Annotated in this window: 19 protein-coding genes; 13 read left to right on the forward strand and 6 right to left on the reverse strand. The window is 63.8% G+C overall.

From position 1 onward, the window contains the following. Positions 1-168 precede the first annotated feature (168 nt). The 7 genes from DPM33_RS01025 to DPM33_RS01055 all read left to right on the forward strand — a co-directional run bounded on the left by DPM33_RS01025 (position 169) and on the right by DPM33_RS01055 (position 7,061). Positions 169-885: a nucleotidyltransferase family protein gene (locus DPM33_RS01025; protein WP_112095047.1), complete on the forward strand. Its 717-nt coding sequence runs from the start codon at positions 169-171 to the stop codon at positions 883-885. A 37-nt stretch (positions 886-922) separates the two neighbouring features. Then, positions 923-2,059, forward strand: coding sequence for a DegT/DnrJ/EryC1/StrS family aminotransferase (locus DPM33_RS01030; protein ID WP_112095048.1), 1,137 nt, complete (start codon positions 923-925; stop codon positions 2,057-2,059). 68 nt (positions 2,060-2,127) lie between these two features. Further along, positions 2,128-2,730, forward strand: a complete 603-nt coding sequence (locus DPM33_RS01035; protein ID WP_245441951.1) for a sugar transferase — start codon at positions 2,128-2,130, stop codon at positions 2,728-2,730. 64 nt (positions 2,731-2,794) lie between these two features. After that, positions 2,795-3,799, forward strand: a complete 1,005-nt coding sequence (locus DPM33_RS01040; protein ID WP_112095050.1) for an SDR family NAD(P)-dependent oxidoreductase — start codon at positions 2,795-2,797, stop codon at positions 3,797-3,799. Then, positions 3,796-5,064: a hypothetical protein gene (locus DPM33_RS01045; protein WP_112095051.1), complete on the forward strand. Its 1,269-nt coding sequence runs from the start codon at positions 3,796-3,798 to the stop codon at positions 5,062-5,064. The genes DPM33_RS01040 and DPM33_RS01045 overlap by 4 nt, the downstream gene beginning before the upstream one ends. Beyond that, on the forward strand, positions 5,051-6,313 hold the full coding sequence (locus DPM33_RS01050) for a polysaccharide biosynthesis/export family protein (RefSeq protein WP_112095052.1): 1,263 nt from the start codon (positions 5,051-5,053) through the stop codon (positions 6,311-6,313). Before DPM33_RS01045 ends, DPM33_RS01050 begins: the two co-directional genes overlap by 14 nt. Positions 6,314-6,368: 55 nt before the next feature. After that, complete coding sequence (locus tag DPM33_RS01055) at positions 6,369-7,061, forward strand: N5-glutamine methyltransferase family protein (protein ID WP_112095053.1); 693 nt, start codon at positions 6,369-6,371, stop codon at positions 7,059-7,061. 233 nt (positions 7,062-7,294) lie between these two features. On the opposite strand, the gene DPM33_RS01060 is transcribed toward DPM33_RS01055, so the two are convergent. Genes DPM33_RS01060 through DPM33_RS01080 form a run of 5 tightly spaced genes read right to left on the reverse strand, consistent with a single transcriptional unit; the run spans position 7,295 to position 14,902 of the window. Beyond that, positions 7,295-7,570, reverse strand: coding sequence for an acyl carrier protein (locus DPM33_RS01060; protein ID WP_112095054.1), 276 nt, complete (start codon positions 7,568-7,570; stop codon positions 7,295-7,297). A gap of 51 nt (positions 7,571-7,621) precedes the next feature. Continuing rightward, the gene (locus DPM33_RS01065; protein WP_167448901.1) at positions 7,622-9,175 is read right to left on the reverse strand and encodes a class I adenylate-forming enzyme family protein; all 1,554 of its coding nucleotides are present in this window, start codon (positions 9,173-9,175) and stop codon (positions 7,622-7,624) included. Then, a complete protein-coding gene (gene asnB / locus DPM33_RS01070) occupies positions 9,172-11,196 on the reverse strand; it encodes an asparagine synthase (glutamine-hydrolyzing) (protein WP_112095055.1) in 2,025 nt (674 codons plus the stop codon). Before asnB ends, DPM33_RS01065 begins: the two co-directional genes overlap by 4 nt. 5 nt (positions 11,197-11,201) lie before the next feature. After that, positions 11,202-12,185 (reverse strand): NAD(+) synthase, encoded by a 984-nt coding sequence (nadE, locus tag DPM33_RS01075; RefSeq protein WP_112095056.1) that lies wholly within the window; start codon positions 12,183-12,185, stop codon positions 11,202-11,204. Then, the gene (locus DPM33_RS01080; protein ID WP_342634307.1) at positions 12,182-14,902 is read right to left on the reverse strand and encodes an AMP-binding protein; all 2,721 of its coding nucleotides are present in this window, start codon (positions 14,900-14,902) and stop codon (positions 12,182-12,184) included. The genes nadE and DPM33_RS01080 overlap by 4 nt, the downstream gene beginning before the upstream one ends. Positions 14,903-15,065: 163 nt before the next feature. Here DPM33_RS01080 and DPM33_RS01085 point away from each other — a divergent pair, with 163 nt between their 5' ends. Beyond that, positions 15,066-16,085 carry an NAD-dependent epimerase gene (locus DPM33_RS01085; protein ID WP_112095058.1) on the forward strand — a complete coding sequence of 340 codons (1,020 nt, stop codon included), beginning with the start codon at positions 15,066-15,068 and terminating at the stop codon, positions 16,083-16,085. A 1,266-nt stretch (positions 16,086-17,351) separates the two neighbouring features. Here the strand turns inward: DPM33_RS01085 and DPM33_RS01095 are convergent. Next, positions 17,352-18,470 (reverse strand): NAD(P)/FAD-dependent oxidoreductase, encoded by a 1,119-nt coding sequence (locus tag DPM33_RS01095; RefSeq protein WP_112095855.1) that lies wholly within the window; start codon positions 18,468-18,470, stop codon positions 17,352-17,354. A gap of 102 nt (positions 18,471-18,572) precedes the next feature. Between DPM33_RS01095 and DPM33_RS01100 the strand changes: the two genes are divergently transcribed. From DPM33_RS01100 to DPM33_RS01120, 5 genes are all read left to right on the forward strand, one after another. Continuing rightward, positions 18,573-19,478 (forward strand): LysR family transcriptional regulator, encoded by a 906-nt coding sequence (locus DPM33_RS01100; protein ID WP_112095060.1) that lies wholly within the window; start codon positions 18,573-18,575, stop codon positions 19,476-19,478. An 89-nt stretch (positions 19,479-19,567) separates the two neighbouring features. Further along, positions 19,568-21,646 carry a hydantoinase/oxoprolinase family protein gene (locus DPM33_RS01105; protein ID WP_112095061.1) on the forward strand — a complete coding sequence of 693 codons (2,079 nt, stop codon included), beginning with the start codon at positions 19,568-19,570 and terminating at the stop codon, positions 21,644-21,646. 5 nt (positions 21,647-21,651) lie between these two features. Continuing rightward, positions 21,652-23,637 (forward strand): hydantoinase B/oxoprolinase family protein, encoded by a 1,986-nt coding sequence (locus tag DPM33_RS01110; protein WP_112095062.1) that lies wholly within the window; start codon positions 21,652-21,654, stop codon positions 23,635-23,637. After that, entirely contained in the window at positions 23,634-23,936 is a 303-nt protein-coding gene (locus tag DPM33_RS01115) for a (2Fe-2S)-binding protein (RefSeq protein ID WP_112095063.1), read from the forward strand. Before DPM33_RS01110 ends, DPM33_RS01115 begins: the two co-directional genes overlap by 4 nt. Beyond that, positions 23,933-25,300, forward strand: coding sequence for an FAD/NAD(P)-dependent oxidoreductase (locus DPM33_RS01120; protein ID WP_112095064.1), 1,368 nt, complete (start codon positions 23,933-23,935; stop codon positions 25,298-25,300). The genes DPM33_RS01115 and DPM33_RS01120 overlap by 4 nt, the downstream gene beginning before the upstream one ends. The last annotated feature ends 1 nt before the right edge of the window (position 25,301 follow it).

Raw genomic sequence — 25,301 nt, forward strand, 5'->3', positions numbered from 1 at the left:
AGTTGGATAGCTTTGAGCCGGAAATCAGAGCGCCATTCGAACGCACGACGACAGCTCTCCGGTCCGGACCTAATTTTCTCGGAACAGGTCTTGGATCAGGTCGCGTTGATCCTGTCGGTCGACGAGTGAGGTCATTGACCGTGTCGGTCACGTGTGCGGGAGGATCGTATGAAAGCGGTTATTCAATGCGGTGGAATGGGCACGCGGCTTCGGCCGTTCACCTCGGTGCTGCCGAAACCTCTGATGCCGATCGGCGCCCGGCCAGTGCTTGAATTGCTGCTCAAATGGCTGCGGCGCAACGGCATCGAGAACGTCTATGTCACAACCGGCTACCTTGGCCATCTGATCCGCAGCGTCTGCGGCGACGGCTCGCAATGGAATATCAAGATCCGCTACACGCAGGAGATGGAACCTCTGGGGACCATCGGGCCGCTCTCCTTGATCAGGGACGAGTTGGATGAACCGTTTCTTGTTCTCAACGGCGACGTGCTCACCGATTTGAGTCTCAGCCGGTTCGTGGCGACGCACAGGGCCCACAAGGATCTGGTCACCATCGCGACCGCCTCGCGCATCACCAAGATGGATTTCGGAGTCATCGACGAAGTCAATGACACAGTCCAGGTGTTTCGCGAGAAGCCTGCGCTGTCACACCTCGTAAGCATGGGAATATACTGCATGAATCCGGGCGTTCTGCAGTTCATTCCATCTGGCATTCCGTTCGGGTTCGACGATCTCATGCTGCAGATGCTTCAGAGCGGCCAGGTCGTGCATGTCTACAAGCACGAAGGTCTTTGGTTGGACATTGGCCGTGTCGAGGATTTCCAGAAGGCGCAGGCAACCTCCTGGGAGGAGCAGTCGGCGTCCATCGAGGTCGCAGCAGCATGAAGCTGTTTGAAGCCACGCGCGTTCACCGGAGGTTGTGATGCTCTTGGTTAGTGAGCCCGTGCTGGGCGTACCCGAAAAGGCCGCTTTGTCGAAAGTGATCGACAGCGGCTGGCTGACCATGGGCGAGCGGGTCAGGGCGTTCGAAGAGGCATTCGCCGCGATGCACGGCGCCGATGATTGTGTCGCGGTCAACTCGTGCACCGCGGCCCTTCACCTCATCCTGCACGGACTTGGGATTGGACCCGGCGACGAGGTCCTTGTTCCTTCGCTGACCTTCGTGGCGACCGTCAACGCCGTGCTCTATGTCGGTGCCACGCCAGTCTTCGTGGACATAGAATCCGAAGACGTGCCTCTGATGTCGGTCAAGGACGCGGAGGCACGCTGTACGCCTCGCACCAGGGCCGTGATCCTGGTCCACTTTGCGGGCTATCTGGCCCACAAGGAAGAGTGGCAGGCATTCGCAAGCGTGCGCGGCCTCTACATCGTGGAGGATGCAGCCCATGCACCTGGGCTGAAGGAGGTTGGGACATTCGGCGCCGGAGCGGCATTCAGCTTCTATGGCAACAAGAACATGACCACCGCCGAAGGCGGCGCGGTCATCTCACGCGATCCGGAACTGCTCGAGACGATCCGCCAGGCCCGTGGCCACGGCATGACCACGGGAACGCGTCAGAGACTGAACAGCCGCACGCCGCAATACGACGTGACCATGTTGGGCTTCAACTACCGCATGGACGAGATGCGGGCTGCGATCGGCCTGGTTCAATTGCGCAATCTGCAGGAATGGAATGACGTGAGGCGCATCCTCGTTGCGCTCTACCGGCGTCTCATCGCCACGCGATGCCCGGACATCTCGATGCCATTCAGCGAGCCTCGCACCTCCGCATATCACATCATGCCAATTCTCTTGCCGCGCTACGTCAACAGGCAAGATGTCATCGACGAGATGCGTGCCCAGGGCATACAGACCACCATCCACTATTCCCCCGTGCATCAAATGACGTTGTACCGGGAGCGTTGTCCTGGAGTCCATCTGCCGCGTACCGAGGATTTCGCCTGCCGCGAGCTGACCATTCCGCTGCATCCCCAGATCACATCCCCGGTTGTGGAAGCTGTCGTGGATGCCCTGGCGTCGGCCCTCACCAAGAGCGCCCGGGCAGGGGCCGCGGCATGAACGCGTTCGACTTGCCCATTCATCGGCTGACAATGAGATCCGTGCACCACGGGCGCGGTCGGCGCGCCATGGATATCATTGCCGCGGCCGCGGGCCTCATCGTGTTCTCGCCGCTGATGCTGCTTGTGGCGGTGGCGCTGTTGATCGAAGGCGGTCGCCCGGTGATCTTCGTCCAGTCTCGCATAGGCGCCGGCGGTCGGCTTTTTCGAATGTACAAGTTTCGAAAATTCTACCCGCGATGCGATTCAGGAGGCCTCGCGCTGACCCTTGCCAATGACGAGCGCATGACGACGGTTGGCAGGTTCCTCGCGTTCAGCAAAATGGATGAACTGCCGCAGTTGTGGAACGTCCTGAAGGGCGAAATGGCCCTGGTCGGCCCGCGCCCGGAGAGCTTGTCGTTCGCCGACTGCTTCAGGGACGGCTACGAAGCCGTCCTGCAATACAAGCCTGGCTTGTTCGGCCCTGCTCAGATCATGTTCCGCCACGAGGCACTTTTCTATCCTCGGGATGTCGAGCCGACCGCTTTCTACAAGGAAGTTCTGTTTCCGGCCAAAGCCAGGATCGATCTTTCCTATTATGCGCGCCGGACCATCGTATCGGACGCGGCACTGATCGTTCGAGGCGTTTTCATCGTCCTTGGCATGGCCGTGGAGCGTCCAAGCGATACGTGAGCTTCCTCAGTTGGTTCGCGGTATTCGCAAAGTCGGAATCTAGGTGCTGCAGGGATTGTCTGTCATGACCTACAAGGGCAAAAGAGTTCTGGTCACCGGCGCCGATGGGTTCATCGGATCGCACCTGACCGAAGCCCTGGTTCGCGGCGGGGCTGATGTGACGGCCTTGGCTCTCTACAATTCATTCGACAGCCACGGGTGGCTGGACGACCTGCCGGACGATATCCGCAGCCAGCTCAAGCTTGTCCGCGGCGACGTTCGCGACAGCGCCTTCCTGAACCGGATCGTTCGCGGCCAAGCCGTTGTGTTTCATCTCGCCGCGTTGATCGCCATCCCATATTCCTACGCGGCCGCCCAGTCCTATGTCGAGACCAACATCATGGGCACGGTGAACGTCCTGGAAGCGGCTCGCCAGTGGGACACCGAGCGTGTGGTGCACACCTCCACGAGTGAGGTTTACGGCACCGCCTTGACCATGCCGATCAGTGAATCCCACCCGTTGCAGGGGCAGTCGCCATACTCGGCTTCGAAGATCGGAGCCGACATGATGGCGGAGTCCTACGCGCGCTCATTCGACGTTCCGGTCGTGCTGCTTCGTCCATTCAACGCATTCGGGCCGCGGCAAAGCGAACGCGCAATCGTTCCGACCCTCATCAGGCAGGCGATCGACCCAAAATGCCCGGCCATCATGGTGGGGGATACAAGTCCGATCCGCGACCTTACCTTTGTGGAAGACACTGCCGCGGCGTTTCTCAGCGCCGGCTCGGCCGAGCTCGAATTCGGCCATGCCTACAACGCCGGAAGCCAGCGTGCCGTGACCATATCGGACGTGCTGGATCTGGTGGTGGAGTTGAGCGGCGCCAACAAGCCGGTCCATCGCGACGAGAGCCGGTTGCGCCCGCAGAATTCCGAGGTCCGGGCGCTGCTGGCGGATTCGTCCCGCCTCGAGCGCGCAACCGGATGGAGGGCGCAAACGGACTTGCGCGAAGGCCTGAAACGGACCATCGCCTGGTGGCGGGCGCGTCTCAACAAGGGGCTGGTGCGTCATGAGATGGGCTACATGACATGAGGCTGCCCGCGCTATCCGCCGCATTGCTGCTGGTTTGCGTTGCCGCGCTCCTCGGCCTGCGGACGGCAGGCGGTCACGGAAGCAACGACGCCACCGGCTTCGTGGCGCCCGTGGCGATGGATTTGCCGAATTATCTCCGTCCCGCCGCGGATCCCGCATTCGGCACGAGCATTATTCGCATCACCAAGCCTGGTGCCCTTGGGAATGGCGTCGTTTGCGGCCCCAAGTACTGCAGCCACCGCTATTCGAGCGCTCAAGCCTGGAACGCGGACCAGACATTGCTTCTCCTCGACAATGGCTGCAACGGAATGTGTTTCCTCGATGGGCACACCTACGAGGCGCTGTTTTGGCGCAAAAGAGGTGGCGAGTGCGAGTGGCATCCCCGAAGTGCGGAACTGATGATCTGCGTTCAGGACCGGGCCGTCTCGACCTGGGCGCCACGGACGAACCACGAAGACGTCCTTTTCACATCTCCCGACTATCACGATCTGCAGTTCGGCCCGTCGAAAGGCAATCCCAGCCGGGACGGTAGCCGCATCGCGGTCCGCGCGGTCCGCAAGGACGGCGCGGACGTCGTCTTTGCCTTTGACCTGAACCAGCGATCGAAGTTCCCGGACATCGATCTTTCTCAGGTTCCCGGAACGGCAAGTTCCTGCACGATCTCCCCGCTCGGCACCCATATCCTGTGCTTCCAGAACCTTCTGGACGGCACGGAGCAGCGGGCCATCTTCACGGTGGACGGCACCCTGAGCCAGAGATGGACAGACCATCATCGGCCCGGCCATGGCGATCTCACCATCGACGCCGACGGCAGCGAGGTCTATGTCGGCATAAGCAAATCCAATCCCGACAAGTTCCAGGTGATCAAGCGCAGGCTGTCGGACGGGAAGGCGACCTCCCTGACCGCATATGGCCAGGCGGAGCATGCATCCGCCCGCGCCATTGCCAAGGGCGATTGGGTTTTCCTCAGCTATGGCGGCGATCCCGACGAGGTATCGGCCAATCCCGGCTGGGCTCCTTATGCGCGCGAGGTGATCGCGCTTCGCATCGATGGCAGCGGCGCCGTCCGCCGCATCGTGCAGACGCGGAATCCGCCTTCCGACTACTGGAGCGAGACGCATGCCTCGCCCTCTCCGGACGGCTCCCAGGTGATCTGGTCGAGCAATTGGGGGGTGCCGGGCGGTCCCGTCTATGAGTTTGTCTCGCGCCTTGACTGGAGCGAATACAAAAATCCGAAGGAGGTTGTTTCCAATGACCAGCCTTAGCCGGTTCTCCATCGCGGTTCTTGCGGTCTTGGGCACCGCGCCTTTGGCCGCAGCAGCCGAGACGTCGACCGTCTACCGGATTTCGCCCGGCGACACGGTCGAGATCGGAATAGCGTCCATTTCCGATCGGACGCAGCGCGCGGTCGTCCAGGTGGACGGCACGATCGTGCTGCCTGACGTCGGCGCGGTCTCGGTCGGCGGTCTGACACCGCCGGAATTGCAGGCGCGCATGCAAACGATCCTGCCGACCAGGATCTTTCACATCCGCATGCCCGACGGCCGCGAACAGATAGCGGTCGTAAGGCCGAGCGACGTGACGGCGATTATCGCCGAGTATCGCCCGATCTATGTAACCGGCGATGTGCTCACCCCCGGACAACAGGCCTACCGTCCGCTGATGACGGTGCGACAGGCGATCGCGGTCGCCGGTGGTTTCAGCCTGTTGCGGGCGCGGACCAACCAGGCAGGCCCGGACCCGACGGATCTACGACGCGATTACGAGATGATCTGGGGAGAATATACAAGGGACTACTTCCACAGCGCGCGCCTGCGCGCCGAGCTGGACAAGCAGGAAAACTTCGACACGCAGCCGCCGCAAGGGTCGCCCCTTTCGCCTGCGCTCGCGGCGGGAATAGCCAAGGCCGAAGCGGAAGCGCTCAAGCTTTCCCTGGATAATTTTCAGCAAGAACAGAGCTTTGTCGAAAAGGGCGCCAAGGATGCCGCGACGCAGATCGAAACGCTGACGAAGCGCGCGCAGGATGAAGCCGATGGTGTCAAGGCCGATGAAGACGACCTGGAGCAGGTCACCAAGGCGTTCAAGGCTGGAAACCTGACGAACAACAGACTTGCCGACGTCCGGCGCGCCGTCCTGCTGTCGTCAAGCCGGGCGCTGGAAACATCGGTCGAGCTGATGAGAACACAGCGTCAGCGGGAAGACTTTGCCAGGCAGATGGAGCGCAACGAGAACCAAAGGCGCATCGGTCTGCTGAACGAATTGCGCGACACCGAGGTTCGGCTGGCCGACATCGGCACACGGCTTCGCGCCGCGAGCCAGAAGTTGCAGCCCCTGGGTGCCACAGCCGCGCCTCTGTCGATCGCCGGCGAAACTGTTCGAGCTCAGATGACGATCGTTCGCAACGTCGATGGGCAATGGCGCAAGCAGGCTTCCGACGAGGACGCCGAGGTCGCGCCGGGAGATACGATCGAAGTCAGGTTCAGCAACGAGTTGGAAAGCGCGGCGGCCCAATAGCGCTGGTACGTCCGCGCCGCTCGGCGATCGCCTGCTTTGAGAATGGAGGCAAGTCTTGAGCGAGGACATCGACGTCGCTGACGCCTATAGCAGAGGCAGCGCGGTCTTCATGGGGATGGAGATGCTGGTTGCTTCCGGCGCGCTTGTCCCGCGGCCGGAGACGGAGCTGCTAGGATCGACCGCGATCGATGTCTTGCGTCAAATGAAGCTGTCGGCGCCGCGCGTCGTCGATATGTGCTGTGGCGCCGGCAATCTTGCCTGTGCCATCGCCCATCAGGTTCCGACGGCGCGGGTCTGGGCAAGCGATCTCACCGATGGATGTGTCGAGGTGGCGTGCCGGAACGTCATCCATCATGGATTGGCCGACCGGGTGTCGGTTCTGCAGGGCGATTTGTTCGAAGCGCTGGCCACCCCGGTGTCTCCAGGCTCGATTGACCTTGTCGTCTGCAATCCGCCCTACATCTCGGAGAAACGGCTTGAAGGCGACCGCTCTCATCTGGTCACGCTCGAGCCACGTGAGGCCTTCGCGGCCGGGCCTTACGGTATCGCCATCCACATGCGCGTGGTGAAGGATGCGCTGCGGTATCTGCGGCCCGGCGGCGCACTCCTGTTCGAGGTCGGGCTCGGCCAGGAACGCCAGGTAGCAAGCCTGTTCGAGCGCAGCAGGAGCTATGAGGGTGTCCGCGCCGTCACCAACCGCGCCGGCGAGGCGCGTGTCGTGCTCGGATACGCGAAGCCGCAGTCTTAGAGCAATTCCAGGAAAAGTGTGAGCGGTTTTCCGTCCGGAATTGCGTTCAAAACAAGGAGATAGAGCGGTTCGCCGCTTCGGTGAAACGCTCTAATCTAGATGGCAATTCCAGGAAGTGCGCAGGCGGTTTTCGCGCTTTGGATTGCGCGGAAAGCGAAGGCTCCGCCTGGTTCGGCACTTCACTGAAACGCCCAACGCTCAACTTTCTTTTTTTGACGCGACCCTCGACGGGCTCATCCCCTCTTGCGGGCGATGAACTGCGCTATTCCCTGGATGGAATCGAGGTTCTCCGGCAGCAGCTCGCTGTCCTCGACGATGACGCCAAAAGTCTCTTCGATGAAGCCGATGACCTCGAGCACGCCGGTGGAATCGACGATGCCCTGATCGAGCAGCGATTCCGTGGCGCTGAGCGATTTCACATCGGCGATGTAGAAGTTCGAAGCCAGAAAATCGCGAATTTGTTTGGTGTAAATGTCGCCCGCGGGCTTCGTTGCCAAAATCGTATCCATAACCCACCCTCCGATAAAAAACTAAGTACGTCCGCACCGTCCCGACAAGCGCTACGAAAGAGCCACCTTCTTCAATTTCCCTGTGTCCGTCTTCGGCAGGCTGGGCACGATGACGATGGACTTCGGGACCATGAAGTTTTCCAGCCGTTTCTGGCATTCCATTTGGAGCTGCCGCTCGCCGACGATCCGGCCCTGCTCGATCACGACGAACGCCTTCACCGCCTGGCCGAGGAGCTCGTCGGGAACACCGACCACCGCGGCCTCCTTGACGCCCGGAATATTCACCAGCACGTTTTCGACTTCCTTCGGGGCAACCTTCTCGCCCCGGGATTTTATGATCTCGTCGCCACGGCCGATGAAGTAGAGATAACCGTCCGCGTCTATTCGGCAGTAATCGCCGGTGTAGAGCACCTGCTCGCCCGGCAAGGGGCCGGGCTTGAGCTTCCTGGCGGTCGCTTCCGGCTTGCCCCAGTAGCCCTTCATCACCGTCGCGCCACGGATGACGAGCTGTCCGACCGTCCCGGGCTCGACCCGTTGGTCGTTGTCGTCGACGATCCACATCTCGGTGTTGGGGATCGGTATCCCGACGCTTAGAGGCTTTCGCTCCAGATCTTCCGGCGGCAGATAAGTGCAGCGCTTGCACTCGGTCAGTCCATACATCGAATAGATGCGGGCGCCCGCGAACAGGTCCCTGAGCATGGTGATGTGCTTGAGCGGCAGGGCGGCCGCTGTGTTGGTGACATAGCGAATGCTTGAAAAGTCGTGATCCTTCAGCGACTTGAGCTCCGCCAGCGAGGCAAAGATGGTGGGCACGCCTGGGAAGCCCGTGACGCTTTCGTCCTTGATGATTTGAAGGATCTGCGCCGGAAAGGCGAAGGAACGTTCGAGGACCAGCCGGGCGCCGGTGCGGAATGCCATCAGCATCTGATAAAGGCCGTAGTCGAAGGCGAGAGGCAGGACGTTGAGGATGACCTCGTCCTCGCGAAGCTCCAGATAGGACGCGATCGAGGTGCATGCCGTCGTCATGTTGCGGTGCGTCAGCATCACGCCTTTTGGTTCGCCCGTGGACCCGGACGTGTAGATGATGGCGGCAAGATCGATGTCGATCGATTTGCGTACCGGCGCGGCGACCTTTCTTTCGGCGGCCGCATCCCAGGCTATCGCGTGCGGCAGCCGGCTGAGCTCGTCGTCTCCGATCGGCCCCGACACGATTACTTTTAGAAGCGAGGGACATTTGTGCACCGGCCCATCGAACACCGAGCGCAGATGCTGGTCGGTGATCAGTGCCGCCGGCCGGCAATCATTCAGCAGGTAGTCGAGCTTGTCGCTTTTGGTGAGCGGGTTGACGACGCACACCACGGCGTTTGCCTTCAGCACCGCCCAGAAGCTGACGACTGTCTCCATCGTGTTGTCGGCGAAGATCATCACGCGATCGCCGCGTTGCACGCCGGTTGCTTCCAGACATTGCGCGATCCCATTCGAACGCTCGTCGATTTCGGCGTAGGTGAAGCGTTGCCTGTTGCAGACCAGCGCCACCTTGTCGCCGAGCCGGCCGGCGGAGTGGATCAGATAATCATGCAGGAGCGGTACGGCACCGTGGATCATGCTGGCACCCTTTCCCGATGCTCGTAGTCGACGTCGATGCTGAGGTCCGGCTCCGTCACGCCGGCCGGGCGGGTCGCGACAAACTGCTGATGGAGAAGCTGCGTCGACAGCACGCCCACCAACGCCATGTTGTCGGAGTTCGACATGTCGCCGTCCCCGGTTCTGGCCTGGCACTTCCCGACCAGGCGGGTCACCGACTGGGGGTCGAAGACGCCGGCTGCACGCAACGCCGTCTCGGACAATGCTTCACGAATGTACGCCGGCGCGCCGCCGGCGAAGAAACTCAGCGCGTTCGGCGCCCGATAAGGCTGCTTCTTTCGGGCGACGACCTCAGGCGGCAGGATCGGCGCCGCCACGCGTTTCAGCACGTGCTTCTCGTCGAGGCCGCGCAGCTTGTAGGCGTCCGGAAGTGCATTCGCCAGCGCGGCGACATTGTCGTCCAGGAACGGGAAGCGGCCCTCGATGGAATGCGCCATCAGCATCCTGTCGCCCTGCGAGGAGAGCAGATAGCTCGACATCAGAGTCCGGATCTCCAGATACTGGTCCTGGGCGAGGGGACTCCAGCGCGCGAATTCGGCCGGCATCGTGGAGATCAGTTCGCCAACAGCGTCGCGGCGTTCCGAGGCGGCGCGGATATCCGGGCAGAACAACCGCTTGACCGCGCTCGTCGTGCGCCAGCGCGTGTCGTGCGCGAACCCGGGCGCGTCATGGGCCTGAATGTTGCGCCCGAAGAATTGCCGGGCCAGCGCCTGCTGATGAACCGGCGAGCGCGAGAGATAGGGGTAAAGCCGCTCGAGCAGCCGGGCGCGCCTGGTCGAGGCTGGCTGGCGTCCCCAGAAGCGGCGCACCTTGCCTTCGCGGAACAGGTCATAGCCGGCGAACATCTCGTCGGCGCCTTCCCCGGTCAGCACCACCTTGATGCCGTGTTCGCGCACGAGCCTCGACAGCAGGAAGAGCGGCGCCGGGGCGGTTCTGAGGACGGGGCGCTCGGTGTGGCGGACCACTTCGGGAAAGACGGCGGCAATGTCGCCGCGCGAAACGACGATCTCGTGGTGCTCGCTTTTGGTCCGGGCGGCAACGAGCCGCTGGAAATCGGTCTCGTCATACTCGGCATCGGCAAAACGCAGCGAGAAGGTCTGGAAACGCTCGCCGGCGAAGCGCCTGCCGAGCGTCGCGACAAGCGAGCTGTCGAGCCCACCCGACAGATAGCAGCCGACCGGCACATCGGCCTGTACCATTCGCAAGGCCGTCGCGGCTTCCAGTGCCGACCGCACTTCCTCGACCGCGTCGTCGAGAGAGCCGTCGAACCTGTCCCCTTCCTGGCCGCCCTCAATTTCCGGAAAGCGCGGTTGCCAGAATGCGTATTCCCGCGCCACGCCCTTCTCATAGACGCGGACATGTCCAGGCCGAACCTCCTGGATGCCCTGGAACACGTTCTGCGGGGCAACAGCCGTCCACAGGGTGAAGGTCTGGTCGAGGCCTGCTGGATCGAAAGCGCGCGGGATGGCGGCCTCGGCCGCGAAAATCGCTTTGACTTCGCTGGCAAACAAGAGGCGGCCGCCATGCTCGCAGAAATGCAGCGGGCAGATGCCGTAGCGATCGCGCGACAACACCAGCCGGCCGGCAACCTGGTCCCAGATTGCCAGCGCCCATTGGCCGTTCATGCGCTCGAATGCGGCCTGACCCCACTCCTGATAGGCATGTAGGACGACTTCGGTATCGCAGCGGGTGCGGAACCGATGGCCTAAGGCGATCAGCCTATCCCGCAAGTCGAGGTAGTTGAAAATCTCGCCGTTGAAGACAATCCATGTCAGGCCGTCGGCGTCGGCGAGAGGCTGCTGCCCGTGCTGAAGATCGACCACCGACAGACGCGCATGCGCCAGACCGGCGCGTCTGTCGCGGTACAGCCCCCGCTCGTCGGGACCGCGATGCGCAAGCGCGCCAGCCATGCGCAGCAACGCTTCGCGCGACGGCGGCTTGGCGGTGGCGTTCAGCGCCACGATTCCGGCGATCCCGCACATCGGGGTCAGTCCACGTCCATCGGCACGGATGGCAAGGGCCGAGAGTGCAGGTAACGCGCCCCCCGGCGCTTGGCTTCGATGTCCTTGAAGACCTTCTCGACCTGGCTGCCGGTGAGGCCCGCGGCCGCCGCGACCTCGTCGGCGCCTATCCCATGGTTCACGCCGTAGAGGCACAGATCCGTGAGGTGGTAGGGCAGCGCAAAGTAGAATTCCTCCTGGCTTTGCGCCAGGGAGAACGTGTCGGTGGTCGGCGGCCTGCGGCGGATTTCCTCGTCCACGCCGAGATATTCGGCCAACTGGTAGACCTGTGTTTTGTACAGGTGCACGATCGGCATGACATCGGCGATACCGTCGCCTTGCTTGACGAAGAAACCCTGGTCGTATTCGAGCCGGTTGGGCGTTCCGGCAACGGCGTAGCCGAGGCGGTCCGCGTGGTAATATTCGGTCATCTTGCGGATGCGCTGCTTGTAGTTGGTCGCGGCAACGATCTGCAGATAGGCTGCCAGGGGCAGCCGAACCGTGTTGGTCTTGCCGTCGGGATCCTGAACCGTGAGACGGGTGATGTTGAGGCCTTGGCTCTCCAGAACCGAGGTCAGCACCAGCTTGCATTTCCATCCTTCGTCATAGTCGGGAACGACTGAGCGGATGGCCTCGATCTGTCGGCGATACGCGCCGATGGCATCAAGCGCCGGGGCGATGTCTTCAACCAACGTGTCGATGCCGAGTTGGGCCGCGATGACACGTCCGAGCCTCAGCGAGTCCCCGGAGGAGTCCCGCTCCGGCATGAATACCCCGAGCACCTTGTCCTTGCCGAAGGCGCGCACGCACAACGATGCGACGACGGAACTGTCGATGCCGCCCGACAGCCCGACCACCACGCCGCGCCGCCGAAGCGTGACCAGAACCTGCTCGCGCGTCGACGATATGATGCGGTCCGCCTCAGCGGCGGCGTCCAGTGCCAGTGCTTCCTTGGTAAATCGCGAGATCACGCTGCTTGGCCCCCCAGTTGCAGAGATTCGGCTGCCGTATAGGTTTGCAGAATGGCTTTTTCGATCAGCGGGCGGTTGCTTGCGACATGCGGCTCCACGACGAGATCGATGTGGCTGCCGACGACCGGAACGACCTGCAGGTCGCTGAACACTCGATCCCAACCGATGGCGAGGGACATCCCTGGGCGAGCGCAGCGAAACAGCGTGCCGTGGATCGGAAGCGCTGCCTTGGGTTCCTCCAGCCAGCGGTAAAACGCCTGAGCCCGCAACACTTCCTGCAATTCCAGCTTGATACGGAAGCAGGCTCCATTGAACTGGCCGTCGGTGTAACGGTCGATGGCGTTGGCGAGACGGGTTTCATGACCCATTCTGACCGTGATTTTCGCCAGGGCGCGGCAGGCGACGCGATGGAACGAGATGCGGTTGGAGCGCAGCCGGCGCATCGTGCGGGTGACCGTATCCCAGAGGCGGCTGCGCTCGCCCTCGAGGCTGGTGTCGAGGATACCCACGAACCTTACGGACCGGCCGGCCTCGAGCAGGCGTACGGCGACTTCCATGGCAACCGCTCCGCCGAGCGAGTGGCCAAGAAGCCGGACATCGCCCGAAGGCTGGGCGCGGTTGATCTGTTGGACCGCGGCGTCTGCCATGTGCGCCAGGTCGCGCTGTCCCTTGAGGATCATCGCGAGGCCTGGATATCGAACCGGCACGACCTTTGCGGTCGTCCCCATCGCCGATGCGAAGGCGGCAAGGCTTGGACCGTAGCCGACAGATCCGGGAAACAGGAAAAGCAGCGGCGGATCATGCTCCGGGGCGGTTTTGCCAGAAGAAGCTGCCTGCGCCGCGACGACTGCCCTCGCCATCTCGTCCGCGGTCATCCCGACGGTGAAGCTCTCGAGCCCCAGTTCCTGGCCGATCAGCGTCTCGATCTCCATGACGCAATGCAGCAGTTTGAGGGAGTCCCCTCCGGCTTCGTCCCACCGCCCCGCGGCTGCTCGTGTGTTGAGAACCTTGCCCCATGCCTTTTGCACCACCTGACGCGCTTTGAGGTCGCTTCCCGGACTTGGCGGATCGGCGACGGTCGTCGGCTTCCTGGCCAGGTGGTCCATCTTCCCGAGTTTCGCCAGGTCGACTTTTCCACCGCTCAGGCGCGGGATCTCGTCCACGCGGTGAAGGCGCAGCGGCCGCAAGGGTGAGGGCAATGCGTCCGCGATCAACTGACGAAGGTCGTCGACGAAGTCCGGGCCGGCGGTATCATTTGGGACCGCGAATGCGATGAGTTCGGTTGCCTCCGTCACCACCGCCACGGCGTCCTGAACGGATGAAGCGGATCGCATTACCCTCTCGAGTTCGGCCGGCTCTATGCGTCGGCCATTGATCTTTATCTGCCGACCTTTTCGGCCAATGACCCTCAACAGGCCGTCGCCGCCCAATTGCACGAGGTCGCCGGTGGCAAAAATCCGATCATTTGGACTGGCCGGGTCCGCTTCGGTGGGGACGACGGCGCCGTTTTCCCAGTGCCCGAGGAGCACATATGGGCTTTTTACCACGAGCTCCCCCGTCTCGCCGGGCAGGGCAGCACGTCCCTCATCTGTCAGGATCGCAAAGGAAATTCCCGGCAAGAGGCACCCAACCGGCACGTCCGCCGCGGCGTCTGGCGGCTCCGGCGGCAAGAACCACTGTGATCCGGTCGTTTCCGTCGACGAATAGCCGATCTGAACGAGGCAGTCCGGCGGAACGGCTTTGCGCAGCAGCGCAATGTCGCTCCAGAGCACTCTCTCGCCGCCGACCCGGACAACCCGAAGCGAGCTGAACGTCTCGACGGGAGCTCCAGCCAGGAGCGTGCGAAGCAAAGCGGGCACCAGGTAGGTGATGGTCGCGCCCTGGTCCTGCATCCTCGCGCGAACGCCGCGCAGGCCGATCGCTTCCAATTCGGCGAGCTGCAAGGTGGCGCCGGTGAGAACGGCCGTGAGAATTTCGCGACAGCCGGCGATCGTGGCCAGACCCGTCAGGGGAAGGAAGACATCGTCTGAATTGATGTGACATGCGTCGACATATTGTTGCACGCGCCAGAGCAAGGCGCGCTGGCTGTTGACGATGCCCTTGGGACGCCCCGTGCTGCCGGACGTATAGAGAATGATCGCCGGCTCATCGACCGACGGCGATGGAAGCGGCGTCGCCAACACGCTAGCGTCCGCGGCCGAACCTAAGGCCATGTCGATCCATTCGACATCGGCAGGCAGGTCGTTGGGCCTGTCGCCCAGGCCCAACATGGCGGAGAGTTTGGCCGCTGACACAATCTCCATGATCCGGGTGCCAGGATCCCTTGCGTTGAGCGGAACTGAAATCCGCCCGGCGGCAATTGTCGCGAGCATGGCAACAATGTTCCAGACGGAGTTTGGCTGGCAGATACCGACCGGCCTGCCTTCGGGCGCAGCTTGAGCAATTCGGCGGGATAGGTTTTCGACCGATGCGCCGAGCGTCGAGTATGAGAGTTCGTCCGCGCCATCGTTGATGGCGACTTTGTCGGGATGCCGCCTTACGACGGCCGCCAACTGGGGACCGATCCCAATATCCGCAAATCCGGCTGGCAAAGGCAGATACGGGCGCAGGACAGGCCCGCCATCATCCAGTGCGTAACCAGCCACGTCTGACCACTTGGAGGACCCCAGCGCAAGAGGAGCCTCATCAAGATCCTGATCCGCCGCGGTTGCCTTCAAGTACGCCGGGAGCATGGCTTGCCTGAATTAGAGGTGATGTTCGGTTATGGATCGGCATGGCGGAACTTTCATCGATCATTCTGATGATGCATCGCGGGATAAATAGACGCGAGGTGGAATACGCTGATGGACTTGGTCGGTGTCTAAACTTTAGGGATATGCCGTGGCGTCAAGCAGGCGCGTTCTGATCACTGGAGCAGCCGGGTTCATCGGTTTTCATCTTTGCCGGAGGCTGCTTTGCGATGGCTGGAAAGTCGTCGGCCTCGATTCCATGAATGAGTATTACGACGTCAACCTCAAACGGGCCCGGCTCGATCGGTTGCAAGAATTTCCGCATTTTCAATTCGAGCACGTCGATCTCGTCGATTGGGATCGCATTTCGGCGCTTTTCGCCTCAGTCGATCCGGAAATCGTCGTCAATCTCGCAGCCCAGGCCGGCGTCCGCTATTCGCTGGCCAATCCTCACGCCTATGGCGAAAGCAATCTTAGAGGGTTCCTCAATGTCCTCGAAGGATGCCGGCACGCCTCGGTTCGCCACCTGGTCTATGCATCATCGAGCTCGATCTATGGTGGCAGCACGCGGATGCCGTTCTCCGAACGAGATTCCGCTGACCACCCGTTGAGCCTGTATGCCGCGAGCAAGAAGGCCAATGAGTTGATGGCGCACACCTACAGCCATCTTCTCGGACTGCCGACGACGGGTTTGCGGTTCTTCACTGTCTACGGCCCATGGGGACGGCCGGATATGGCCCTGTTCATCTTCACCAAGGCCATACTTGCCGGCGAGCCGATCAACGTCTTCAACCATGGCAACATGCAGCGTGATTTCACCTACATCGATGACATCGTCGAGGGTGTGGTTCGCGTGATGCAGCAGCCAGCAAGACCCAACACGCAATGGAGCAGCGCGGCGCCTGACCCCGCGACCAGCAGCGCGCCCTTCAGGATCCACAATATCGGCGGCAATTCGCCGGTCGAGCTGAACCGATTGATCGAAGTGCTCGAGGACGCGCTGGGCAGAAAAGCCAACCGCAACCACATGCCGCTGCAGCCAGGTGACGTTCTTGCCACCTGCGCGGATGTCAGCTCGCTGGAAAAGGCAACCGGTTTCAGGCCCACGATTCCGGTCGAGATTGGAGTTCCGCGCTTCGTCCAATGGTATCGGGAATTCTATCAGGTGTGACTTCGGCTGCGTCTCGAGAAGGGAGTAGCCTCCACCAAGAAGCAGAGTTCAACCGTTGCATTCTCTGCCGCTGGTCGCAGCGAGGTGCTTGTGCCTTTCGAAGATCCTCAGTTTTTCAGGGTATCCGAGCCGAAGCGTCTTATGACAGGCCGAGCATCTGAATGTCGATATCACCTTGAACCATGAGCCCTTCCGGATGATCGGGTGTTTGCACCCCGGGCAGTCGAAGCTGAGATGTGCGTCGTTTAGGTTTTTCGGGATCGGCACTGGTACACCATTTCGATGGTTCCCCTCATATCGTTCGTGATATCGGGCGTGAAAGTTGGCTAAGAAGAATTTCACGCTCGAAGATAACGATATAACCGCCGATATTGTTTCGCGGTTCGGACCGAGAGTTTGGCTGGTGCCCGCCATGAGCGGCCCGACAGTTCCGCTGTTGGGGTGCGTTTGGTGAACCATCGGGCCTAACCGACTCGGGCAGAGTCGGCTAACTTCGAAATATCAACATTTGCTAATGTAATCGCCGTGCAAATGGACGATGGCTACGCCACGACGACCTCTATTCCTGGCGATCGGTCTGCCTTTGAACGGCAGTTCGCAGCGGGCTAGAGCAATTCCAGGAAAAGTGTGAGCGGTTTTCCGTCCGGAATTGCGTCAAAACAAGGAGATAGAGCGGGTCGCCGTTTCCATGAAACGGTGAAACGCTCTAGCGGTCGACAGGCCGGCAGATCAAATGCTTGTGGCTTTCAAAAATTCGTAGCTTCTCGGGGTACCCAAGACGCAACGTCGCATGGCAGGCCGGGCATTCGAATATGGCGATGACCTTGAACCATGAGCCCTTCCGAATGATTGGGTGCCGACACCTTGGGCATTCGAAGCTGAGGTTCTGATCGTTCAGATATTGAGGGATTGGCACTGCCCTGCCTCACCGTTCTCATTGCCGTAATGCGCATCGCCCTCGCAAGCGATAGAGGGCGTCCATGGGCTGGCGATGAAGAGATCCGGCCAGCCCTCGTCAATGAGGGGGCGGGCTAAATGTTTCACGCCATGGACCAATGCGGCGGAGCATGGGACCTTGGTCGGCAACTGGAAAGGCAGTGTCTCCTGACGCCGAAGGTGCGTAACAGGCCCGGCGTGATCGCCGACGTCCCTGGCCGACGAGAGTCCATCGCATCCCGACTAGGCACAGATGGCCGCGGCGGCCTGATTGGCGGCGGAAGCCGGCTGAGGCGCCCAAGGCGATGCGATCTCGATCCTCCGTGACGATCAGGCCGCGCGGCCGAAGCGATCCACCCTGAAATCGTCGAGCGGTGTTTCGCAGCGGCCGGTCGCGATGAGCTCCGCCATGGCGTCGCCCACGCCCGGGCCGAGCTGGAAGCCGTGCCCGCAGAAACCGAATGCGTGGAACAGGCCCGGCGTCGTCGCCGATTGTCCCATCACCGGCAGCATGTCGCGCACATAGCCTTCGCATCCGGACCAAGTGCGGATGACCGCGACCTTCGCGATCGCCGGCAACAGTCGCGCGACGGCGCGCAATTGCACCGGCAGCCGCATCGGGTCGGCGGCCGCGTGGCCGGGATCGAGGTCCACCGCCACCCGTTCGGCCGCGCCGCCGAAGACGATGTTGCCGCGCTCGACCTGACGCAGATAGGCGCCATAATCCTTGTCGCGCGTCCAGATGCCGACCACCGGCAGGATCCGGTGCGGCAGCGGCTCGGTCACACCCATCTGCGGGCCGCGCGCGTCGAGTGGCACCTCTTCGCCGAACGCGGCGGCGACGCGCGCACCCCAGGCGCCGGCGGCGTTGAGCAGGCACTCCGCCGCGAACGAACCTTTCGAACTGGCGACAAGGAAACCGGAACCCGTATGCCTGATCGTCTCGACATCGGCCTCCTCGACGATTTCCGCGCCGAGCCTTTGGGCTGCCTCGGCGAAGGCCGGCGCGATCAGCCGCGGATTGCCGCTACCGTCCTGCGGCGAGAACGACGCCGCGATGGCGTCGGGACCGAGGCCCGGAAACCGGGAACGGATCTCGCTCGGGCCAAGCTCGTCCAGTTCGAGCCCCCAGGGTCGTGCTGCTTGAGCATAGGCCCGCATGTCGGCGAGGCCGCCTTCGTCGAAGATCAGCCTTATGTGGCCGGTGGCGCGGAATTCAACGTCGCGGCCAAGCATTTTCTCCGCTTCGCCCCACAGGCTGAGCGAACGATGGGCCAGCGGCAGCTGAGACAGGTGACGGCCGGTGCGCCGGATGTTGCCGAACGAGGCGACGGTCGCCCCGCTGCCGATCCGGTTGCGCTCGATCAGCGTCACGCGCGCGCCGCGCCTGGCGAGGAAATAGGCCGAAGCCGTCCCCATCAGGCCGCCGCCCAGCACGATCACTTCCATAGTCGTTCCTTGATCCTTGGATGCATCCATCTTGTCGGCGCCGCGGCGTTGCGTCAAAGATGGGTTTGGGCAAGACCCATAAGCTTTACCTATGGAGTGGAAATGCGGGCCCGGCAGCTCGAAGTGTTCATCGCCGTCATGCGCGCCGGCACCGTGACCGCCGCGGCGCGGATGCTGAACATCTCCCAGCCCGCGCTCAGCCAGATCCTGCTGCATACCGAAGGTGAGCTGGGCTTCACGCTGTTCGAGCGGGTGAAAGGCCGGCTGCGACCGACGCCCGAGGCGCTCGAGATATTCGCCGATGCCGAGCGTCTGTCGGCGGGGCTGGAGGGCCTGCGCCGCAAAACCACCGACCTGCGGCTCGGCCGGACCGGCCTGGTGCGGGTCGCGGCCTCGCCGCCGCCGGCGATGGCGATCTTGCCGCGCGCCTTTACCGCCTTCCGGGCGCAGCATCCCGACATCTTGCTGCGCTCCCACATGGCGCCGATCGCCGCGATCATCGACATGCTGCGCGCCGGCGATGCTAGCCTGGGCGTGGCCCTGGACGACCGGCTGCCTCCCGATATCGAGGCGGAAGTGATGGGCAGCATCGGCTTCGCCTGCCTGCTGCCCGCTGGGCATCCGCTGCGGAAGAAGACCGAGCTGACGCTCGCCGACCTCGCCGGCGAGGAGCTGATATCCTATCGCGGCAACACGCGTCCCGCCGACGAGCTGGCCCACGCCGCCCGCGCGCAAGGCGTGGCGCTTTCGCCATCGCTGGAGATCGACGTCTCCATTTCCGCGGTCGGCTTCGTCCAGGCCGGCTTAGGCATCGGCCTGGTCGACGCGCTGCTTCCTTGGGACCAGTTCGCCGGACTTGCCGTCAAGCCGCTGGCGGCCGGACCGGAATTCCCGATCGCGCTGCTCACATCGCGCGCGCGGGCCCTTTCGCGGGCAGACGAGATGATGCGCGACGCAATCCGCGCAGCCTGTTCCGCCGTTCTCGGCGAGCATCGCGCTAAGGCATAAGCAAGACTTATATCCTTGCCCTTCATCCATCTTGGACCCTGGCCGCCCGCTCGTGCCAGTTTTCGGTGGCAGACAGGAAGGGACACATCATGGATGGTGCCGTCGCGACGGGTGAGACGCGGAGCAAGGCCGACTGGAAGGTCGGCGTCGATATCGGCGGGACCTTCATCGATTTCTGCGCGCTCGAAGCCAACTCCGGACGCATCGCCTCGCTGAAGGTGCTGACGACGCCGGAGGACCCGGGCGCCGAGCTGATGACCGGCCTCACCCTTCTCGCCGAACGCGAGGGCTTCGATCCCACCCATATGACGCGCTTCGTGCACGGCACGACCGTCGGCATCAACACCATCATCCAGCGTAAGGGCGCGCCGCTGGCGCTGCTCACCAATGCCGGCTTCGAGGACGTCATCGAACTGGCACGGCTTCGCATGCCGGACATGTATTCGCTGTTCTGCTCGCGGCCGGAACCGCTGATCTCGCGCGATATGGTGTTCGGCATCCCGGCCCGCATGCGCGCCGATGGCGGCGAGTCTCGGGCGCCGGACATGGCGGCGGTGGAAGGCGCCGTCGCGGCCGCGAAGGCAAATGGGGCGCAGGGGATCATCGTCTCCTTCCTCCATGCCTGGCGCAACGCGGCGCAGGAGGCCTCCGTGAAGGCAGCGATCGCGCGTCTCGCGCCTGAGCTGTTCGTCTTCACGTCGGCCGAGGTCTGGCCGGTCATCCGCGAATATGAGCGCAGCTCGACCGCCATCCTCAACGGCTATGTCCATCCGCGCGTCTCGGGCTATCTGACGGCGCTGGAAGAGCGATTAAAGAGCCGCGGCGTGCCGGCCCGCCCGATGTTGACCAAATCGAATGGCGGGCTGATGAACGCCGCCGAAGGCAAGCGGGCCTGCGTCAATATGCTGTTGTCGGGCACGGCTTCCGGCGTCATCGGCGCCTCTTGGCTGGCGCGCCAGGCGGGCGAGGACAGGATCCTTACCCTCGACATCGGCGGCACATCGGCCGACTTCGCGCTGATCATCGGTGGCGAGGCGCAGTTCGGCACCGGCGAGCTGATCGGCGAATTTCCGCTCCACATCCCGTCTGTGTCGGTCAGCTCGATCGGTGTCGGCGGCGGCTCGATCGCCAGCGTCGATGCGCAAGGCGTGCTGCGGGTCGGGCCGGAGTCCGCCGGTTCGTCGCCAGGGCCGGCATGCTACGGTCGTGGCGGCGAGCAGGCGACGGTGACCGACGCCATGGTGGTGTGCGGATGGCTCGGCCACAGCGAGATGGCCTATGGCCAGCTCAAGGTCGATACCGGGCTGGCGCAGCGCGCGGTCGGCGAGCTTGCCGCCCGGCTCGGCCGCCCGGTCGAGCAGACCGCGCAGGCGATCCTCGACATCGCTGTGTCGGAAATGTTCGTCGAGGTCGAGAAGCTCGCCTCGCGCGCCGGCGTCGACCTGCGCGATTTCACGCTGATGCCGTTCGGCGGCGGCGGCCCGATGCTAGGCGCCTTCCTGGCCCGCGAGCTCGGCATGAAGCGTGTCATGGCGCCGCGCCGCCCCGGCGTGGTCTCGGCGCTGGGCGGGCTGGTGGCGGATCTGCGCGGCGACTTCATCCGCACCATCTTCAGCCCGCTGTCGGCCACCTCGCTCCCCGCGATCCGCGAAGCCTTCGAGGCGCTCGCGCAGGAGGGCCGCGACTGGCTCGCGATGCAGGGCCATGATGCGCCCGCCGAGCTCAATCTCTCCTGCGACATGCGCTATCTCGGGCAGAGCTATGAGATCGAGGTCGTGCTTTTGCCGGAATGGCTGGTGAGGGGCGACGCGGAGGCCATCGAGCAAGCCTTCCACCGCACGCATGAGCAGCTCTATGATTTCCACGACCCGGAGGGCGCGATCGAGCTTGTGAATGTCCGGCTGTCGGCGATAGGTGCGGGGCCGGCGCTCTGCTTCCCGGAGATCGACGAGATCGACGCCCCGGCCAGTCCGGCGCGCCGGCTCCCCGTGTATACGGGCCTGAGCGTCGAGATTGTCGACCTCCACGACCGGCAGACGCTGGTGCCGGGCAGTGTGTTCCAGGGGCCTGCCGTGGTGGTGCAGGAAGACACCACCTTCGCCATCCCCACCGGAACGCGGGCACGCGTCGACCGCCACCTCAACCTCCTTCTGACCTTCGCGGAGTGACGCCCTTGTTCGACCGCACAAACCTTCAGGTTCTGGCCAATCATGCCCGCGCGGCCGCCGAGAACATGGCGCATACGCTGCATCGCACCGCGCACTCCGCCTTCGTCAAGGAGACGCAGGATTTCACCGTAATGCTGATGGACCGTTCGGGCGCGACTTTCGCCGTCCCGATGGAGCTCGGCGCCACCTGGTATCCGGGCCTTTCCTACCACCGCGCGATCGCGATGGTGGACGATTATCGGCCGGGGGATGTCGCCTTCACCAACGATCCCTATTCGGGTCACGTCGCCACGCACGCGCCCGACACGCATCTGTGGAAACCGGTCTTCGTCGACGGCGAGATCGTCGCCTGGACCGGCGGGCATATCCACAACACCGATATGGGCGGCGCGGTGCCGGCTTCGCTCAGCCGGGCGCTGACCGAGATCCACCAGGAAGGCATCCGCTTTCCGCCGATGAAGCTGGTGCGCGAAGGCGTCTTCGACGACGCGATCCTGCGGATCATGAGCACAAATGTGCGCAAGCCCGACCTCAACATCGGCGACATCAAGGCGCTGGTCGGCGCGCTCAACACCGGCGAGCGCAAGATCCAGGCGATGGTCAAAAAATTCGGCAAGGCCGGCTTCGTCGAGGGCGTTGCCGCGCTTCTCGATCACGCCGAGGCGCAGGCGCGCGACGTGCTGCGTTCGATGCCCGACGGCACCTGGGAATTCGCCGACTATGCCGACGAGGATTCGGTCGAGGCCAATCCCTGCCGGCTGAAGCTGCGGCTGACGGTCAAGGGCGACGAGGCGGTGCTCGACTTCACCGGCTCCGATCCGCAGCTCGGCTCCTCGCTCAACGTGCCATCGGGTGGCGATCCGCGCCACACCATGCTGCTGGTGGGCGTCTACTATGTGCTCTACACGCTCAATCCGAAGATACTGCTCAACACCGGGCTGACGCGGCCGTTCACCTGCATCACGCCGCAAGGTTCGGTGCTGAACCCGGTCCACCCCGCCGCCGTCGGCATGCGCTCGCTGACCTGCGCCCGGCTGCGCTCGGTGATCTTCGGCGCCTTCTCGCAAGCGGTGCCGGAACGTTTGCCGGCGGCGCCGGCCGGCAACAACTGCATCGTCAACGTCATGACCACGGACGAACGCACCAGCCGAAGCGTCATCGCGGCGGTGAACCCGGTGGTGGGCGGCGGCGGCGCGATGCCGCATCGCGACGGCACCAACGGATCGGGCGCCGATGCCGCCTATCTCAAGAACACGCCGATCGAGATCACCGAGACTGAGACGCCGGTCGAATTCGTGAGATATGGCCTCGCCCGGGACAGTGGCGGCGCGGGCCGTTGGCGCGGCGGACTGGCGACGGAAATGGCCTTCCGCGTCTTTGCCCCCGACTCACGGATCACCGCGCGCAACCGCGACCGCAGCTTCTTCCGTCCCTGGGGCGTGCTGGGCGGCAAGGCGGCTGGCCTGTCGGACATGGTCGTCAATCCTGGAACCGCGCACGAGCGGCGGCTGGGCAATATCGACACAGCGGTGCTGCAGCCCGGCGACGTGCTCGAGATCCGCTCCGCCGGCGGCGGCGGGCGCGGCGATCCGCATCAGCGCGAGCCATGGCGGGTCGCGGAGGATGTGCGGCGCGGCTATCTCTCGGTGGCAGCCGCCGAGCGCGACTATGGCGTCGTCCTCTGCGATGGCGAGGTCGACGACAAGGCGACGGAGGAATTGCGCAAGCGGCACAAGCCGGCCGCCGGCCATTTCCATTTCGGTCCGGAGCGCGACGGCTACGAGGCGCAATGGACGCTGGCAGCCTATGACCAGTTGCACGCGATATTGGACGTCTTGCCGATCCATTGGCGGTTCTTCGCCAAGACCGAGATTTTTCGACGCATGAAAGGGCGCTCCGGGGCGGATGGCGTCCAGGCGGCCTTCGATGCGGTCTGCGAACGCTTCCCCGAACTGCCACGTCCGCGTCCGGTGCAAGAGGCCGCGGAATGATTACCACCGGCCGCATCGTCCGGCTGGCCGAGCGCGACCGGGCGGACGTGCATTTCCTTCTCGACGGTGAGAGGCGCAGCGCGCTTGCGGGCGACACCGTGCTGACCGCAATGCTGGCTGCAGGGCACGCGTTGCGGAGCTCGGAGTTCGGGCCTGAGTTGCGTGCCGGTTTCTGCCTGATGGGCGCCTGCCAGGATTGCTGGGTGTGGCAGGAGGAAGGATCGCGCCTGCGTGCCTGCTCCACATCTGTCGCTGAAGGCATGCGGTTGCGCACCACGCCGCCGGAGAGCTGGCCGTGAGCGGAACCTCGTCGCCTCGGATCGTGATCGTTGGCGCCGGTCCTGCCGGTATAAGGGCGGCCGCAACGCTTGTCGCGGCCGGGCTGCATCCGGTGGTGATTGACGAAGGCCATCGCGCCGGCGGGCAGATCTATCGCCGCCCGCCGGACGGGTTCGTCCGCACACCGAACCAGCTCTACGGGTCGGAGGCGGCCAAGGCCAGCGCACTGCATGCGCTCTTCGACCAGTTGGCCCGAGAAGGGCGGCTCACGCATTGCGCGCGCAGCTCCGTCATCGCCGCGCATGACGGTCGGCTGTATGTGCTGGGGGAGGGCGGGGTGAAGGTGATCGGTTATGACCGCCTGGTCCTCGCCACCGGAGCGTCCGACCGCGTCGCCCCGGTCCCCGGCTGGCAGAGCGCCGGCGTCTACAGCCTCGGCGCGGCGCAGATAGCGCTCAAGGCGCAGGGCGTAGCGCTCGGACGGCGCATCGTACTGATCGGATCGGGGCCCTTGCTGACGCTGGTCGGCGCGCAACTCATCAAGGCCGGAGCGGATGTGGCGGCGGTGCTCGATACATCCTCCTGGCGCCGGCAGATGCGGGGGTTCTCCGGACTTGCCGCCCGGCCGACCGTTGCGCTGCGCGGTCTCGCCCTGCGGGCGCGACTCGGCGCCCGCTATCATGCGGGCGTGGCGCTGGAGCAGATCGAAGCGGACGCGTCGGGTGTCACGGCGATGCGCTGGCGCGACGCCGGCGGACGGCAGCGCCTAACCCCATGCGACATGGTCGGCATCGGCTGGCACCTGCGGGCGGAGACGCATCTGGCCGACCTGACCGGATGCGCCTTCGCCTATGACGAGCAGTGGCGGCAGTGGCTGCCGAAGACCGACGCGATGGGTCGAGCCGGCAACGGGGTCTACCTTGCCGGCGACGGGGCTCGTCTCCTCGGGGCGGATGGCGCCGAAATCGCGGGACGCCTTGCCGCAGCGGCGTGCCTTGCCGACCTCGGACGTTCGGCGCCTCCTATCCAAGCCGATCTGCGCAACCTCGCGCGGCTCGAGCGCTTTGCGCGCGGTCTGGCTCGTGCCTTTCCTTGGCCGGCCGAGATGGTGCGGACACTTCCCGATGATGCCATCGTCTGCCGTTGCGAGAACGTGGCGGCAGGAGCGGTGCGCGAGGGCGCGGATTTCGGCGGCGGCGAGGCAAACAGGGTGAAGTCACTGTCGCGTGCCGGCATGGGGCGCTGTCAGGGGCGCTATTGCCAGTTGGCGGCCGTCGAGATCGTCGCGGCGCAGGCCGGCTGCGCGTCAAGGGAAGTCGGCCGGTTTCGCGGGCAGGCGCCAGTCCGGCCGGCGCCCGTCGCCGCCTTCCTTCGAGAGGACTGAT

The organism is Mesorhizobium hawassense (genome assembly GCF_003289945.1).
Classification (GTDB): Bacteria; Pseudomonadota; Alphaproteobacteria; order Rhizobiales; family Rhizobiaceae; genus Mesorhizobium; species Mesorhizobium hawassense.

Bases quoted from the DNA above. Each gene is read 5' to 3' on its own strand.
- DPM33_RS01025 (WP_112095047.1), top strand. From the start codon at position 169: ATGAAAGCGGTTATTCAATGCGGTGGAATGGGCACGCGGCTTCGGCCG.
- DPM33_RS01030 (WP_112095048.1), top strand. From the start codon at position 923: ATGCTCTTGGTTAGTGAGCCCGTGCTGGGCGTACCCGAAAAGGCCGCT.
- DPM33_RS01035 (WP_245441951.1), top strand. From the start codon at position 2,128: ATGGATATCATTGCCGCGGCCGCGGGCCTCATCGTGTTCTCGCCGCTG.
- DPM33_RS01040 (WP_112095050.1), top strand. From the start codon at position 2,795: ATGACCTACAAGGGCAAAAGAGTTCTGGTCACCGGCGCCGATGGGTTC.
- DPM33_RS01045 (WP_112095051.1), top strand. From the start codon at position 3,796: ATGAGGCTGCCCGCGCTATCCGCCGCATTGCTGCTGGTTTGCGTTGCC.
- DPM33_RS01050 (WP_112095052.1), top strand. From the start codon at position 5,051: ATGACCAGCCTTAGCCGGTTCTCCATCGCGGTTCTTGCGGTCTTGGGC.
- DPM33_RS01060 (WP_112095054.1), bottom strand. From the start codon at position 7,570: ATGGATACGATTTTGGCAACGAAGCCCGCGGGCGACATTTACACCAAA.
- DPM33_RS01065 (WP_167448901.1), bottom strand. From the start codon at position 9,175: ATGATCCACGGTGCCGTACCGCTCCTGCATGATTATCTGATCCACTCC.
- asnB (WP_112095055.1), bottom strand. From the start codon at position 11,196: ATGTGCGGGATCGCCGGAATCGTGGCGCTGAACGCCACCGCCAAGCCG.
- DPM33_RS01095 (WP_112095855.1), bottom strand. From the start codon at position 18,470: ATGGAAGTGATCGTGCTGGGCGGCGGCCTGATGGGGACGGCTTCGGCC.
- DPM33_RS01100 (WP_112095060.1), top strand. From the start codon at position 18,573: ATGCGGGCCCGGCAGCTCGAAGTGTTCATCGCCGTCATGCGCGCCGGC.
- DPM33_RS01105 (WP_112095061.1), top strand. From the start codon at position 19,568: ATGGATGGTGCCGTCGCGACGGGTGAGACGCGGAGCAAGGCCGACTGG.
- DPM33_RS01115 (WP_112095063.1), top strand. From the start codon at position 23,634: ATGATTACCACCGGCCGCATCGTCCGGCTGGCCGAGCGCGACCGGGCG.